This window comes from Pseudomonas sp. PDM10 (assembly GCF_014852295.1).
Lineage (GTDB): Bacteria > Pseudomonadota > Gammaproteobacteria > Pseudomonadales > Pseudomonadaceae > Aquipseudomonas.
This window is the reverse complement of the sequence record NZ_JACVBJ010000005.1, coordinates 224,469-237,143: the sequence shown is the minus strand read 5'-3', so window position 1 is coordinate 237,143 and position 12,675 is coordinate 224,469. Positions and strand designations below refer to the sequence as shown.

Genomic DNA, 12,675 nt, shown 5'->3' with positions numbered 1-12,675 from the left:
ATCCGACTGCCGCTCAGGGCAGTCGGAGAGGCTCAACCTACAAGGCCGCGTCGATCTTTTTGGCTGCGTCGTCGCTCACCCACGCGTGCCAGACTTCAGGATGTTCCTTCAAGAAGATCTTGGCCAGTTTTGGTGACTCGATCCGCTCTTTGGCCATGCGCCCGAGGTTCTGGTTAAGCAGGTCGATTGGCAGGTTGACCTTTTCCAGCACAGCCACCAGTTCCGGGGCTTGCTCGTGGAAGGTCTTGGACAGGCCGACCTTGATGGTCACTTGCTTGTTCACGCCTGGTTTCTCATCGAGTTTGACCAGATCCACCTGGCCCATCAGCGGGGTTGGCGACCAGTAGTAGAACAGGATCGGCTCGCCACGCTTGTAGCTCGACAGCACCGCGGCATCCAGCGCCGGGCCGGTGCCCGGACGGAAGTTGGTATAGGTGCTTTCCAGGCCGTAGCTTTTCAGCATTTCACTGTTGTCCAGCTCACAGGTCCAGCCAGCCGGGCAGTTGTAGAAACGGCCCTTGGAGGGTTCTTCGGCGTCCTTGAACACTGCAGCGTATTTACCCAGATCGGCGATCGCTTTCAGGTCCGGGGCTTTAGGCTCCAGCTTGCGCTTGGCGTCGCCTTCGATCACGTAACGCGGCACGTACCAGCCTTCGACAGCACCCACGACAGGCGCGCCGACACCGACAACTTTGCCGGCCTTCTCAGCCTTGTTCCAGACTTCGCTACGGCCGACCCACTCTTCGGCGAAGATTTGAATATCGTTGCTGCTCAGGGCGTTTTCCATGGTGATGGAGTTGCCCGGCAGGCTGTCGGTCTTGCAGTCGTAGCCTTTCTCCAACACGACTTGCAGCACGTCGGTCAGCAGCATGGCGCTTTCCCAGTTCAGGCCGGCAAATTTCACCGGTTTGCCCGACTCGCACCAACCCGCCGCCTGAGTGGCGCCGGCGCTGGCCAGCAGGCCCATGGAAAGCAATGTGGTCAGCAGGGTCTTGTTCGATTTCATTGTAGTGACGCTCCTAATCATGAGTTGGCTTACGGCAGTCAAGAGGCATCCAGCCCTGTCCACGTCCAATCAGGCCTGCGCCGCAGCGCGACCGGCCCCGCTTGTTATAGGTGCTGCATCGCTGTCCTGCTCGATCGGCAGGATCAGGTGATCGGGAACTGCGCTGTGCCATTTTTTCGCACACACGTAATACAGGGCTGCGGGAATCACCAGACCGATGATCCAGGAAATATCCACATCACCCAGGGCCGCCACCAGCGGACCGGTATAGAACTTGGTGGAGATAAACGGCAGCTGCACCAGCACACCGAAGACATAGACGCTGATACCGAGGGCGTTCCAACGGCCGTAGCGACCATTCGGATCGGCCAGTGCCGGCACGTCATAGCGCTCGCGAGTGATGCAGTAGTAGTCCACCAGGTTGATCGCGCTCCATGGCGTGAAGAACGCCAGCAGGAACAGGATGAAGGACTTGAATGCACCGAGGAACGAGTGCTGACCGAGCAGCGCCATCAGGGTCGCAGCACCGACGATGACCAGCACGAAGACCAGACGCTGCAAGCGCGATACCTTCAGGTCACCACGGAAACCGCTGATGATGGTCGCAATGCACATGAAGCTGCCGTAGGAGTTCAGCGTGGAGATGGTGACCTTGCCGAACGCGATGCTGAAATACAGCAGCGCAGCGGTGGCACCGGTACCGCCCAGACCGACGATGTAGGCGACTTCGTGACCGGCAAATTGGCCGTTGGCCGATGCGGCAGCGAACACGCCGAGGACCATCGCTACCTGCGCACCAATGACCGAACCTGCGCCTGCGGCAAAAAAAGTTTTCACCGAGGAAATCTTGCTCGGCAGGTAGCGAGAGTAGTCAGCCACGTAAGGACCGAAGGCGATCTGCCAGGACGCCGCGAGCGATACCGCGAGCAGGAAACTGCTCCAGCTGAAGTGGCGGATTTGCAACAGTGCGCCAACATCAACCTGGCTCATCAGACGGCTGAACAGATAAACAAAAGCAATCACGCCAATGACACTGGCAACACGGCCGATCCAATGGATCACCCGATAACCAAGCACCGTGACCAGCACGATGACACTGGCGAAGATCAGGATGCCGACGCTGTCGCTGACATCAAACAACTGGCCCAGCGCTTGACCGGACAGCACGGTGCCCGTTGCGGTGAAACCGAGGTACATCAAACACACCAGCACGATCGGGATGGCCGCGCCATAAACGCCGAACTGCACCCGGCTGGAGATCATTTGCGGCAGGCCAAGCTTGGGCCCTTGCGCCGCATGCAGTGCCATTACGCCACCGCCGAGCAGTTGACCGATCAACAGACCGATCAACGACCAGAACACGTCACCGCCCAGCACCACGGCCAGGGCCCCGGTGACAATCGCGGTGATTTGCAGGTTGGCACCCATCCACAGGGTGAACTGGCTCAACAGACGACCGTGTCTTTCCGCTTCCGGGATGTAGTCGATCGAACGTTTCTCGATCAACGGTTTGCTGCCTGCACGATCGCTGTTAACAGCCATGATTCAACCTCTGTGGATTGTTTTAGGTATGCCGGTTGTTGGTGTTGGCTTTTGTGGGAGTGAGCCTGCTCGCGATAGCGGTTTTTCAGTCAACGCAGATGTTGAATGTTCCGCCCTCATCGCGAGCAGGCTCGCTCCCACAGGGTTGTTTACTTACCGGTAATCATCGGCAGGTTCAGCCCCTGTTCCTTGGCGCAGTCGATCGCGATCTGGTAACCCGCATCGGCGTGACGCATAACGCCAGTCGCCGGGTCGTTGTGCAGGACGCGAGCGATACGCTCTGCCGCTTCGTCAGTACCGTCGCAGACAATCACCATGCCCGAGTGCTGGGAGAAGCCCATGCCGACGCCGCCGCCGTGGTGCAGGGAAACCCAGGTCGCGCCGCTCGCGGTGTTGAGCAGAGCGTTGAGCAGTGGCCAATCGGACACGGCATCGGAACCGTCTTGCATGGATTCGGTTTCGCGGTTCGGGCTGGCTACCGAGCCGGAGTCCAGGTGGTCGCGACCGATCACGATTGGCGCGGACAATTCACCGCTGCGAACCATTTCGTTGAACGCCAGACCGAGCTTGGCGCGCAGGCCCAGGCCAACCCAGCAGATACGTGCCGGCAGACCCTGGAAGCTGATGCGCTCGCGCGCCATGTCCAGCCAGTTGTGCAGGTGCGCGTCGTCCGGGATCAGTTCTTTGACCTTGGCGTCGGTTTTGTAGATGTCTTCGGCGTTGCCCGACAGCGCAGCCCAGCGGAACGGACCGATACCGCGGCAGAACAGCGGACGGATGTAAGCCGGTACGAAACCCGGGAAGTCGAATGCGTTCTCGACGCCTTCTTCCTGAGCCATCTGACGGATGTTGTTGCCGTAGTCGAAGGTCGGAATACCCATTTTCTGGAATTCGAGCATCGCTTTAACGTGTACAGCCATCGATTGCTTGGCGGCCTTGACCACGGCAGCAGGCTCGGTCTTGGCGCGAGCGCGGTACTCTTCCCAGGTCCAGCCGGCTGGCAGGTAACCGTTGAGCGGGTCGTGGGCGCTGGTCTGGTCGGTGACCATGTCCGGGCGCACGCCACGCTTGACCAGTTCCGGCAGGATTTCAGCCGCGTTACCCAGCAGGGCGATGGAAATCGCTTTGCCTTCCTTGGTGTATTTGGCGATACGGGCCAGCGCGTCGTCGAGGTCGGTGGCTTGCTCGTCGACATAACGGCTGTTCAGACGGAAGTCGATGCTGACCTGTTGGCATTCGATGTTCAGCGAGCAGGCGCCAGCCAGGGTCGCGGCCAGAGGTTGAGCGCCGCCCATGCCGCCGAGGCCTGCGGTCAGGACCCAACGACCTTTCAGGTCATCGTTGTAGTGTTGGCGACCGGCTTCGACGAAGGTTTCGTACGTACCTTGAACGATGCCCTGGCTGCCGATGTAGATCCAGCTGCCGGCAGTCATCTGGCCGTACATGGCCAGGCCTTTGGCGTCGAGTTCGTTGAAGTGTTCCCAGCTCGCCCAATGTGGCACCAGGTTGGAGTTGGCGATCAGTACGCGCGGGGCGTTGCTGTGGGTCTTGAACACGCCGACCGGCTTGCCGGATTGCACCAGCAGGGTCTCGTCGTCGTTCAGGTTGGTCAGGCTTTCGACGATCTTGTCGTAGCATTCCCAGTTACGTGCCGCACGACCGATACCACCGTAAACCACCAGTTCTTTAGGGTTCTCGGCGACTTCCGGGTCGAGGTTGTTCATCAGCATGCGCAGCGGCGCTTCAGTCAGCCAGCTCTTGGCGGTCAGCTTGTTACCGCGTGCGGCACGGATTTCTACATTGCGGTATTTAGTAGGTTTCTGGGTATTGTCAGTCACGAAAAAGACTCCTCAGCGATCAATCCAAACCAACCCTGGCGGTGGGTAAGCCAGCCTGTGCGCGTCAACGCGACACAAGCGAATCAGTGGACGTTGCGAGGAGTCTCGATCGACTCATACGCATACGTCTTTACTTGTACATACAAGCATATGCAATCAAGCGGCCAACTTGCTGAATGCGTGCTCAAGAAAAGTTCTGAAAGGCTGGAAAGCGCCTGGATCAAGGGTTCTGGCAAAGATGAAATTTTTCGGGGGGATTTTGTGAGGGGATGACAGCTGTTACTTGAGCGGGTTTTTGCGCCACGCTGGGGCGTTCGGTAACAAAATGGTGCGCGATGGGAAACAGGGGTAGAAGGCTGCTCTGTGGTGAGGGGATTTATCCCCGTTGGGCTGCGCAGCAGACCTTTTTTGGGGCCGCTTCGCGACCCAACGGGGCGGTGCGACGTTTCGATAAATCCCCTCACCACATTAGATTGCTTCAGCAGTTAATCAGCGTGCAGTCAGTTCGATCACGCAGCATGGGCCATTGCTGGAGACTTCCAGCAGGCCGGCGTTACCGTCGAGTTGCAGGCAATCATGGCGACCGAGTTGCGAGGCACTGTTACCGACCTTCACTTCAAGTTCGTCGGTGACACTGAACACAAGCACGGAGCCTGCCGAGCTGAAAAACCGCTGCTCGCCATCCAGCCACTGCAACCGCGCGCTATAACGCTGCGGTGCATAAATCAGGTTGAAGTCGCGGATCGGCCCACCGAGCAAGGTGCAGGAAACCTGGCTCTCGCCGCTGAACGCAAAGGGCTCCAGCGGTAACAATGGCCGAGTGTCCTGACCATCAACCCGCAAGGTCATGCCGTCGCCTTGCAGCACAGTGATCACTCGCTCATAGCCGGCGAATGTCGAGAAGCCGCCCGACTCGCCGATGTCGGCAATCGACAGACGCCAGCCGAAACCCTCAAGGCCGGCACCTCCATCACGGGTGATTTCTTCAGTGCTGCCGCCGCCGTTTTTCCACGGCATGCGCGGGTAATCTTTTGCGCGTAGAACCTTTACTTGATTCATTTATGAAACCGACCTTCCAGACGATGACGGGAACCGGGGTGGATCAAACGGGCGGCGGTCACTGGCTGACGGCCGGACCAGGTGCGGCGGCGAATCAGCAGGCACGGCTCGCCCTTTTCAATCTGCAGCAACTTGCACTCGCTGGCTTCGGCCAGAATCGCTTCGACCACGTGCTCGCCTTCAGTCAGCGGCGCGACCTGGTTTAGATAGGCGTATGGCGTTTGCAGGGTGAAGTCCTGCTTGAGGTAGTCCGGTGCTACCAATGCGTTGACGAAACGGTCTTCGATTTGCACCGGGATATCATTTTCAAAATGCACGATCAACGAGTGAAAGACTTTCTGGCCTTCACGCATGTCCAGGGCCAGTGCCCGCTCGGAACCGGCAGCCTCTTCTTCGAGGGTGATGACCTTGCAGGTGTGGCGATGGCCACGGGAGGCGATTTCGTCGGCGATGTTGTGGACTTCAAACAGCGCGGACTGACTTTTCGGCTCGGCGACGAACGTGCCGACACCCTGCATGCGCACCAGCAGACCGTCGGCGGTCATTTCGCGCAGGGCGCGATTGATGGTCATACGGCTGAACCCCAGCTGGTTGACCAGCTCGCTTTCCGACGGAACGCGGTAGTGCGGCGGCCAGTTTCCACTGTCGATTTGCTGGGTGATCATCTGTTTGACGCGGGCGTACAAGGGCGCCGGACTGTCGCCCAGATTGGCGCTCAGATTGGCATTCGGCGGCAATGTGGCAGACGGAGTTGGCACGGTTAATCCTTGTTCATTTGTTAGAGATTGCTAGCTTGCCGGAGTTTACCGAGCAGGCAAACGTCTGTATATGTATATACAAATAACACACGATGGGGTGCTGAACCATGTCCGCCTTCTTTGCCGAACGCGCGCTGCTGCCTAGTGGATGGGCCAACAATGTACGTCTTGAGGTCAGCGCCGATGGCGTGTTGACCCATATCCAGGCCGATTCCAACGCAAATGGCGCAGAACGGCTTAGCGGTCCGCTGCTGCCGGGTATGCCGAATTTACACTCCCACGCCTTCCAGCGGGCCATGGCCGGACTGGCGGAAGTGGCGGGTAATCCGAATGACAGTTTCTGGACCTGGCGCGATTTGATGTATCGCCTCGTCGGAAAAATCAGCCCGGATCAACTCGGCATCATCGCCCGTCAGCTGTACATCGAAATGCTCAAGGCCGGTTACACCTCGGTCGCGGAATTTCATTATGTACACCACGACACCAACGGCCAGCCTTACGCGGACCCGGCCGAACTGGCCCTGCGCATCAGCCACGCCGCCAGTTCCGCCGGGATCGGCCTGACCCTGCTGCCGGTGCTCTACAGCCATTCCGGTTTCGGCGGCCAGGCCCCGAACGAAGGCCAGCGCCGCTTTATCAACAGCACCGAAAACTACCTCAAGCTTCAGTCGCGCTTGCAGCCGATGCTGGCGCAGCAACCGGCGCAGTCGCTGGGTTTGTGTTTCCACTCGTTGCGCGCGGTAACACCGCAGCAGATCAGCGAAGTGCTGGCCGCCAGCGACAAGCAGTGCCCGGTGCACATCCACATCGCCGAGCAGCAGAAAGAAGTCGATGACTGCCTGAGCTGGAGCGGCCGCCGTCCGCTGCAATGGCTGTATGAGAACACCGAAGTCGATCAGCGCTGGTGCCTGGTTCACGCCACCCACGCCAACCCGGAAGAAGTCACGCTGATGGCCAAGAGTCGCGCCATCGCCGGCTTGTGCCTGACCACCGAAGCCAACCTGGGCGACGGGATTTTCCCGGCAGTGGATTTCCTCGCTCAGGGCGGGCGCATGGGCATCGGTTCCGACAGCCATGTGTCATTGAGCGTGGTGGAAGAATTGCGCTGGCTGGAATACGGCCAGCGTCTGCGCGACCAACGCCGTAACCGTTTGTATGGCGCGGATCAGCCGATGGTCGGCCGCACGCTGTACGACGCGGCGCTGGATGGCGGCGCTCAAGCGCTGGGTCAGTCGATTGGCGCGCTGGAAGTTGGCAAACGTGCGGATTGGCTGGTGCTGGATGGCAACGATCCGTACCTGGCGACAGCCAGTGGCGACGGGATTCTCAATCGTTGGTTGTTTGCCGGCGGTGATCGCCAGGTGCGCGATGTGCTGGTCAATGGCCAGTGGGTTGTGCGCGACGGGCGCCATGCGGACGAAGAAGAGAGCAATCGGGCCTTCACCCAAGTCCTGCGCGATTTGTTGGGTTAACACCGGAAACAACTGTGGGAGCGAGCCTGCTCGCGAAAGGGCCGCCAGATTCAACATCAATGTTGACTGACAGGCCGCTATCGCGAGCAGGCTCGCCCCCACATTGGGTTTTCGGTGACTGTCAGTTCGAGGTCTTGGCCATCTGCGTATCTGTCGCGCGCCAGATCAGCCGCGTGGTGTCGTAACCTTGCTGACGCGCCTTGCTCAGCAGTTCCTCACGCACGACGCCATTGACCGTCGGGGTCCGTGACAGCAGCCACAGATACTTGCGGCTCGGATCGCCAACAATGGCGGTCTTGTAGTCATCACTGACGTACAACACCCAGTACTCTCCCTTCGCCGCACCCGGAATCAGCCGCGAAAACCAGGTATCGAACTCGACCCACAGCTTGTCGGTTTTGCCCGGTTCCTGTGGCCAGGCCACGCCTTTGGCCTCTTCCCATTGCCAGTCCGCCGTCAGGCAGCGATTGTGCACCAACACCGTGCCGTCAGGCTTGAGCGTGTAATGGGCTTCGGATTGCGCGCAGTTGCGCTGGAAATACATCGGCAGACGAGCCAACTCGTACCAGGTCCCTTGGTACTTCTTGAGATTGACGCTATTGGCAGTTTTCGGTGCCAACGGATCTACGCCAGAGGTGGCGCAGCCGGCCAATACCAGGCCGGCTAAAAGGACTATCAGTAACCGCTTCATTATTTTTCTCCCGTGGGCGTATAACCCCGGTTTACTTCAGGCCTTGGCCGGAAAACATCAGCACTTTGTCACCGGCGTACTGCACGCTGATAAAGCTGTTCTTGTCGCCCCAGGTACAGCTGGACATGCCAAGCGCGCCCGAGCAATCGGCGGGTTTACCCAGCAAGGCTTCTACTTCGGCCTTGGGCATGCCTGACGACAGCTTCGAGTAGTTTTCCTGATTGATCTTGCTGCAAGCGGCCAACAACACGCAGAACGAAAGCAGAGCAATAGAACGCAGCGACATGGTGTAGCTCCTGGGGCGAAGGGGAATGGCATGGCTGCCAAGCTGAAGCTTAGAAGAGAAAACCCCTATCTGGTTCCCTGGCCGGCCGGCTATTTATCAGGCCGCTCGTCTGCCTTATTTGGAAAATCTGCAACTTTACTTTCGCTATTGGGTATTTCGTCGGTTTTCGCAAAAACCACCTAATCTTTGGCGTCGGCCAGTCGACATAAAAGCAGCGCAACGCCCACGACTGTGGCAAATTGACGCCCCTTTGTTGACCAGCCCCTCCGCGGTAACTCATTTAATGACCAGAAACATGAAGTTCAGCCACAAGATCTTGTTGGCTGCCGCCCTCGTGGTGGCCGTTGCATTCGCTTGTTTCATCCTCTTCAACGACTACCGCCAGCGGCAACCCTGCGCAGCAGTACCGAATCCTCGATGCAGGAACTCGGCAGCCTGACCACCAGCAACATCCAGACCTGGCTGGAAAGCCGCATGCAGTTGCTGCAATCGCTGTCCCAGCAGATCGCCGTGGACGGCAGCGCCCAGGCCAACCTCAAGCGCGCCATCGATCTGCCGGCCTACACCACTAATTTTCAGTTGAGTTATTTCGGTGGCACCGACGGCGTGATGTTCTCGGTCCCGGCCGGCAATCGTGCAGCGGATTACGACCCCCGCGCCCGTGGCTGGTACAAGGCGGCCAACGGTGCGCAACAGACCATCGTCACCGAACCTTACATCGCCGCGTCGTCGGGCAAACTGGTGATCACCGTTGCCACCCCGGTGAAATATCAGAATCAAATGATCGGCGTCGCTGGCGCAGACATCGACCTGTCCAGCGTCAGCGCGATCATCAACTCGCTGAACTTCGGCGGCCACGGCCACGCGTTTATCGTCAGCGCCGACGGCAAGATCCTGATCCACCCGGACAGCAAACTGGTGCTCAAGAGCCTGACCGACGCCTATCCGAACGGCGCGCCGAAAGTCAGCCCGGGCATGAAAGAAGTCGAGATCGAAGGCAAGCGTCAGTTCATCTCCTTTACCCACGTCAACGGTGTGCCCTCGGCAGACTGGTACGTGGCGCTGGTGCTGGATCAGGACACCGCATTCTCGATGCTCAGCGAGTTCCGCACCTCGGCGATCATCGCCATGGTCATTGCCGTGGTGATCATCATCGCGCTGCTGGGCATGCTGATCAGCTTCCTGATGCAGCCGCTGCTGACCATGGGCCGCGCGATGCATGACATTGCCGAAGGCGAAGGTGACCTGACCAAACGCCTGACGATTCACGGCCAGGACGAATTCGGTGCACTGGGCACCTCCTTCAACCGCTTTGTGGAGCGTATTCATACGTCGATTCGCGAAGTGTCCTCGGCCACCGGCCAGGTCAACGAAGTCGCCTTGCGTGTGGTGGCGGCGTCGAACTCGTCGATGTTCAACTCCGACCAGCAAGCCTCGCGCACCAGCAGCGTCGCCGCCGCTATCAACGAACTGGGCGCCGCCGCCCAGGAAATCGCCCAGAACGCCGCCCTCGCCTCTCAGCATTCGAGCGATGCTCGCGCATTGGCCGAGGACGGCCAGCAAGTCGTCGATAAAACCATCGCGGCGATGCAGCAGCTCTCGGCGAAGATCAGCGATTCGTGCGGCAACATCGAAACGCTCAACAGCAACACCGTGAACATCGGGCAGATTCTGGAAGTGATCACCAGCATCTCCCAGCAGACCAACCTGCTGGCACTCAACGCCGCCATCGAAGCGGCCCGAGCCGGTGAAGCCGGTCGCGGTTTTGCCGTGGTCGCGGACGAGGTGCGCAACCTCGCGCACCGGACTCAGGATTCGGCGCAGCAAGTGCAGAAGATGATCGAGGAGCTGCAAGTCGGCGCCCGGGAAGCCGTGATCACCATGACCGACAGCCAGCGTCAGAGCGAAAGCAGCGTTGGCATCGCCAACCAGGCGGGTGAACGTCTGGGCAGCGTGACCCAGCGTATCGGTGAGATCGACGGGATGAACCAGTCGGTGGCCACTGCGACAGAAGAGCAGACGGCGGTGGTGGAGTCGATCAATGTCGACATTACCGAGATCAACACGCTGAACCAGGAAGGCGTGGAGAACTTGCAGTCGACGTTGCGCGCGTGTGCGGATCTTGAGCAGCAGGCGGCGCGGTTGAAGCAGTTGGTCGGCAGCTTCAGGATATAAGCTGCTTTTACTGGCCCCATCGCCAGCAGGCTGGCTCCCACAGGGGATTTGTGAACGACACAAACCAAATGTGGGAGCCAGCCTGCTGGCGATGGCGGCATCAGCTACAGCAGAAAACTAAAAGCGAGAACCAGGCCCCGAAAGAAACGCCAATTCCTCAGCCGTCGACTCCCGCCCCAACACCGCATTGCGATGCGGAAACCGCCCAAACCGCGCAATCACCTTCTGATGCTTTTCGGCGTAATTCAGGTAATCGGTAAACAGTGCCCGTTCAGCTTCCGGCTGTTGAGCAACCAGATCGATGTACCTTGAAACCGCTTCGTTCTGCACTGCCAGATTCTCGCAATGCTCAAACACCAGGTAGATGAATACCCGTTGGATCGGCTGCAACTGCCGATCGAAATCCGCAGCAATGCCTTGCGCCACCAGTGCCTGAGCCCTGAGATCGCCTGAAAAGGATTTGGGAGTGTCGCGAAAGATCATTCGCGGGAGCTGATCGAGCAGCAGCACCAGGGCCAGCCAACCTTCGGGGCGTTGCGCCCACTCGGTCAATCCGCCGGCCAGTGCCTGCTCGACCCAGTCCCCGAAACGCGTCTGCGCTTCGAGGTCCTGGCTGTCGCGCTTGCCGAACCATAACTTGCCCTTGTCAGCCGCTATTTCGCTGGGGGATTCGAATGTTCCGAACCACCATTCGAGCAACGGCTGCCAGGGCGCGGTCATGGTTTATTCCTTGTGGTAAGCCGTGACGCGCTCGACTTCTTCTTTCGAACCGAGGAACACCGCGACACGCTGGTGCAAGCCGTCAGGCTTGATGTCGAGGATGCGCTGATGGCCATCGGTGGAAGCGCCGCCAGCCTGTTCAACCAGGAACGACATCGGGTTGGCTTCGTACATCAGACGCAGCTTGCCCGGCTTGGACGGCTCGCGGCTGTCGCGTGGGTACATGAACAAGCCACCACGGGTCAGGATGCGGTGCACGTCGGCGACCATCGCGGCGACCCAGCGCATGTTGTAGTTCTTTTTCAGCGGGCCTTCTTCGCCCGCCAGCAATTCGCTGACGTAGCGTTGTACCGGCGCTTCCCAGTGACGCTGGTTGGAGGCGTTGATCGCGAATTCCTGAGTGGACTCCGGAATCTTGATGTCCTCATGGGTCAGGACGAAGCTGCCCATTTCGCGGTCCAGGGTGAAGCCTTTTACGCCGTCGCCCAGGGTCAGGATCAACATGGTCTGTGGACCGTAGATCGCGTAACCGGCAGCCACTTGCTCAGTGCCTGGCTGCAAGAAAGCCTTTTCGTTCAAGGGCTCGTTTTGGCTCAGGTATTCGTTCGGGCAACGCAGCACCGAGAAGATAGTACCGACCGGCGCGTTGATATCGATGTTCGACGAGCCGTCCAATGGGTCGAAAACCAGCAGGTACGCGCCTTTCGGGTATTTGCCCGGGATCTGGTAGGCGTTGTCCATTTCTTCGGACGCCATGCCAGCCAGGTGACCGCCCCATTCGTTGGCTTCGAGCAAGATCTCGTTGGAAATCACGTCGAGTTTCTTCTGCACTTCGCCTTGAACGTTTTCGGTGCCCATGCTGCCCAGAACACCACCGAGGGCGCCTTTGGACACGGCGTGGTTGATCTCTTTGCAAGCACGCGCCACCACTTCGATCAGGAAACGCAGATCGGCAGGGGTGTTGTTGCTACGGGTCTGCTCAATCAAATAGCGACTCAGGGTAACGCGGGACATGGAAGGCTCCGGTGGAATGGGGGGCTAAAAACCCGCGCAGTTTAACGCGAGTCAGGGCGCATTTCCTCCTATCAGACGTGTTACATCCAATAGAGTTCATGCGCCCGGTTGAGC

The 12,675-nt window shown here is 59.2% G+C and carries 12 protein-coding genes; 3 read left to right on the top strand and 9 right to left on the bottom strand.

Going from position 1 to position 12,675, the window contains the following annotated elements; translation table 11 throughout:
- Nucleotides 1–37: 37 nt before the first annotated feature.
- The 5 genes from IB252_RS18785 to hutC form a co-directional block, all read right to left on the bottom strand.
- A complete protein-coding gene (locus IB252_RS18785; RefSeq protein ID WP_111449403.1) occupies nucleotides 38–1,006 on the bottom strand; it encodes an ABC transporter substrate-binding protein in 969 nt (322 codons plus the stop codon).
- Nucleotides 1,007–1,075: 69 nt separating this feature from the next.
- The gene (locus IB252_RS18780; RefSeq protein ID WP_192409877.1) at nucleotides 1,076–2,548 is read right to left on the bottom strand and encodes a purine-cytosine permease family protein; all 1,473 of its coding nucleotides are present in this window, start codon (nucleotides 2,546–2,548) and stop codon (nucleotides 1,076–1,078) included.
- Nucleotides 2,549–2,697: 149 nt separating this feature from the next.
- The gene (hutU, locus tag IB252_RS18775; RefSeq protein ID WP_033055312.1) at nucleotides 2,698–4,386 is read right to left on the bottom strand and encodes a urocanate hydratase; all 1,689 of its coding nucleotides are present in this window, start codon (nucleotides 4,384–4,386) and stop codon (nucleotides 2,698–2,700) included.
- 489 nt (nucleotides 4,387–4,875) lie between these two features.
- Complete coding sequence (locus IB252_RS18770) at nucleotides 4,876–5,445, bottom strand: HutD family protein (protein ID WP_192409876.1); 570 nt, start codon at nucleotides 5,443–5,445, stop codon at nucleotides 4,876–4,878.
- The gene (gene hutC / locus IB252_RS18765) at nucleotides 5,442–6,110 is read right to left on the bottom strand and encodes a histidine utilization repressor (RefSeq protein ID WP_236713266.1); all 669 of its coding nucleotides are present in this window, start codon (nucleotides 6,108–6,110) and stop codon (nucleotides 5,442–5,444) included. The genes IB252_RS18770 and hutC overlap by 4 nt, the downstream gene beginning before the upstream one ends.
- A gap of 200 nt (nucleotides 6,111–6,310) precedes the next feature.
- Here hutC and IB252_RS18760 point away from each other — a divergent pair, with 200 nt between their 5' ends.
- Complete coding sequence (locus IB252_RS18760; RefSeq protein ID WP_192409875.1) at nucleotides 6,311–7,675, top strand: formimidoylglutamate deiminase; 1,365 nt, start codon at nucleotides 6,311–6,313, stop codon at nucleotides 7,673–7,675.
- Between the two features lie 121 nt (nucleotides 7,676–7,796).
- Here IB252_RS18760 and IB252_RS18755 read toward each other — a convergent pair whose 3' ends face one another.
- Both IB252_RS18755 and IB252_RS18750 read right to left on the bottom strand, forming a co-directional pair.
- On the bottom strand, nucleotides 7,797–8,366 hold the full coding sequence (locus IB252_RS18755; protein WP_192409874.1) for a lipocalin family protein: 570 nt from the start codon (nucleotides 8,364–8,366) through the stop codon (nucleotides 7,797–7,799).
- 31 nt (nucleotides 8,367–8,397) lie between these two features.
- Nucleotides 8,398–8,652, bottom strand: coding sequence for a hypothetical protein (locus IB252_RS18750; RefSeq protein ID WP_111449408.1), 255 nt, complete (start codon nucleotides 8,650–8,652; stop codon nucleotides 8,398–8,400).
- A gap of 30 nt (nucleotides 8,653–8,682) precedes the next feature.
- On the opposite strand from IB252_RS18750, the gene IB252_RS18745 reads away from it, so the two are divergent.
- Together IB252_RS18745 and IB252_RS18740 are read left to right on the top strand one after the other, a co-directional pair.
- Nucleotides 8,683–8,835, top strand: a complete 153-nt coding sequence (locus IB252_RS18745) for a hypothetical protein (RefSeq protein ID WP_192409873.1) — start codon at nucleotides 8,683–8,685, stop codon at nucleotides 8,833–8,835.
- A gap of 234 nt (nucleotides 8,836–9,069) precedes the next feature.
- Nucleotides 9,070–10,827 carry a methyl-accepting chemotaxis protein gene (locus IB252_RS18740; protein WP_412548176.1) on the top strand — a complete coding sequence of 586 codons (1,758 nt, stop codon included), beginning with the start codon at nucleotides 9,070–9,072 and terminating at the stop codon, nucleotides 10,825–10,827.
- A gap of 117 nt (nucleotides 10,828–10,944) precedes the next feature.
- Here the strand turns inward: IB252_RS18740 and IB252_RS18735 are convergent, their stop codons facing one another.
- Both IB252_RS18735 and IB252_RS18730 read right to left on the bottom strand, forming a co-directional pair.
- The gene (locus IB252_RS18735) at nucleotides 10,945–11,547 is read right to left on the bottom strand and encodes a DUF924 family protein (protein ID WP_192409872.1); all 603 of its coding nucleotides are present in this window, start codon (nucleotides 11,545–11,547) and stop codon (nucleotides 10,945–10,947) included.
- 3 nt (nucleotides 11,548–11,550) lie between these two features.
- Complete coding sequence (locus IB252_RS18730; RefSeq protein WP_074872770.1) at nucleotides 11,551–12,561, bottom strand: class 1 fructose-bisphosphatase; 1,011 nt, start codon at nucleotides 12,559–12,561, stop codon at nucleotides 11,551–11,553.
- Nucleotides 12,562–12,675: the final 114 nt, after the last annotated feature.

Bases quoted from the DNA above. Each gene is read 5' to 3' on its own strand.
- IB252_RS18785 (WP_111449403.1), bottom strand. From the start codon at position 1,006: ATGAAATCGAACAAGACCCTGCTGACCACATTGCTTTCCATGGGCCTG.
- IB252_RS18780 (WP_192409877.1), bottom strand. From the start codon at position 2,548: ATGGCTGTTAACAGCGATCGTGCAGGCAGCAAACCGTTGATCGAGAAA.
- IB252_RS18770 (WP_192409876.1), bottom strand. From the start codon at position 5,445: ATGAATCAAGTAAAGGTTCTACGCGCAAAAGATTACCCGCGCATGCCG.
- hutC (WP_236713266.1), bottom strand. From the start codon at position 6,110: ATGATCACCCAGCAAATCGACAGTGGAAACTGGCCGCCGCACTACCGC.
- IB252_RS18760 (WP_192409875.1), top strand. From the start codon at position 6,311: ATGTCCGCCTTCTTTGCCGAACGCGCGCTGCTGCCTAGTGGATGGGCC.
- IB252_RS18755 (WP_192409874.1), bottom strand. From the start codon at position 8,366: ATGAAGCGGTTACTGATAGTCCTTTTAGCCGGCCTGGTATTGGCCGGC.
- IB252_RS18750 (WP_111449408.1), bottom strand. From the start codon at position 8,652: ATGTCGCTGCGTTCTATTGCTCTGCTTTCGTTCTGCGTGTTGTTGGCC.
- IB252_RS18745 (WP_192409873.1), top strand. From the start codon at position 8,683: ATGGCTGCCAAGCTGAAGCTTAGAAGAGAAAACCCCTATCTGGTTCCC.
- IB252_RS18740 (WP_412548176.1), top strand. From the start codon at position 9,070: ATGCAGGAACTCGGCAGCCTGACCACCAGCAACATCCAGACCTGGCTG.
- IB252_RS18735 (WP_192409872.1), bottom strand. From the start codon at position 11,547: ATGACCGCGCCCTGGCAGCCGTTGCTCGAATGGTGGTTCGGAACATTC.
- IB252_RS18730 (WP_074872770.1), bottom strand. From the start codon at position 12,561: ATGTCCCGCGTTACCCTGAGTCGCTATTTGATTGAGCAGACCCGTAGC.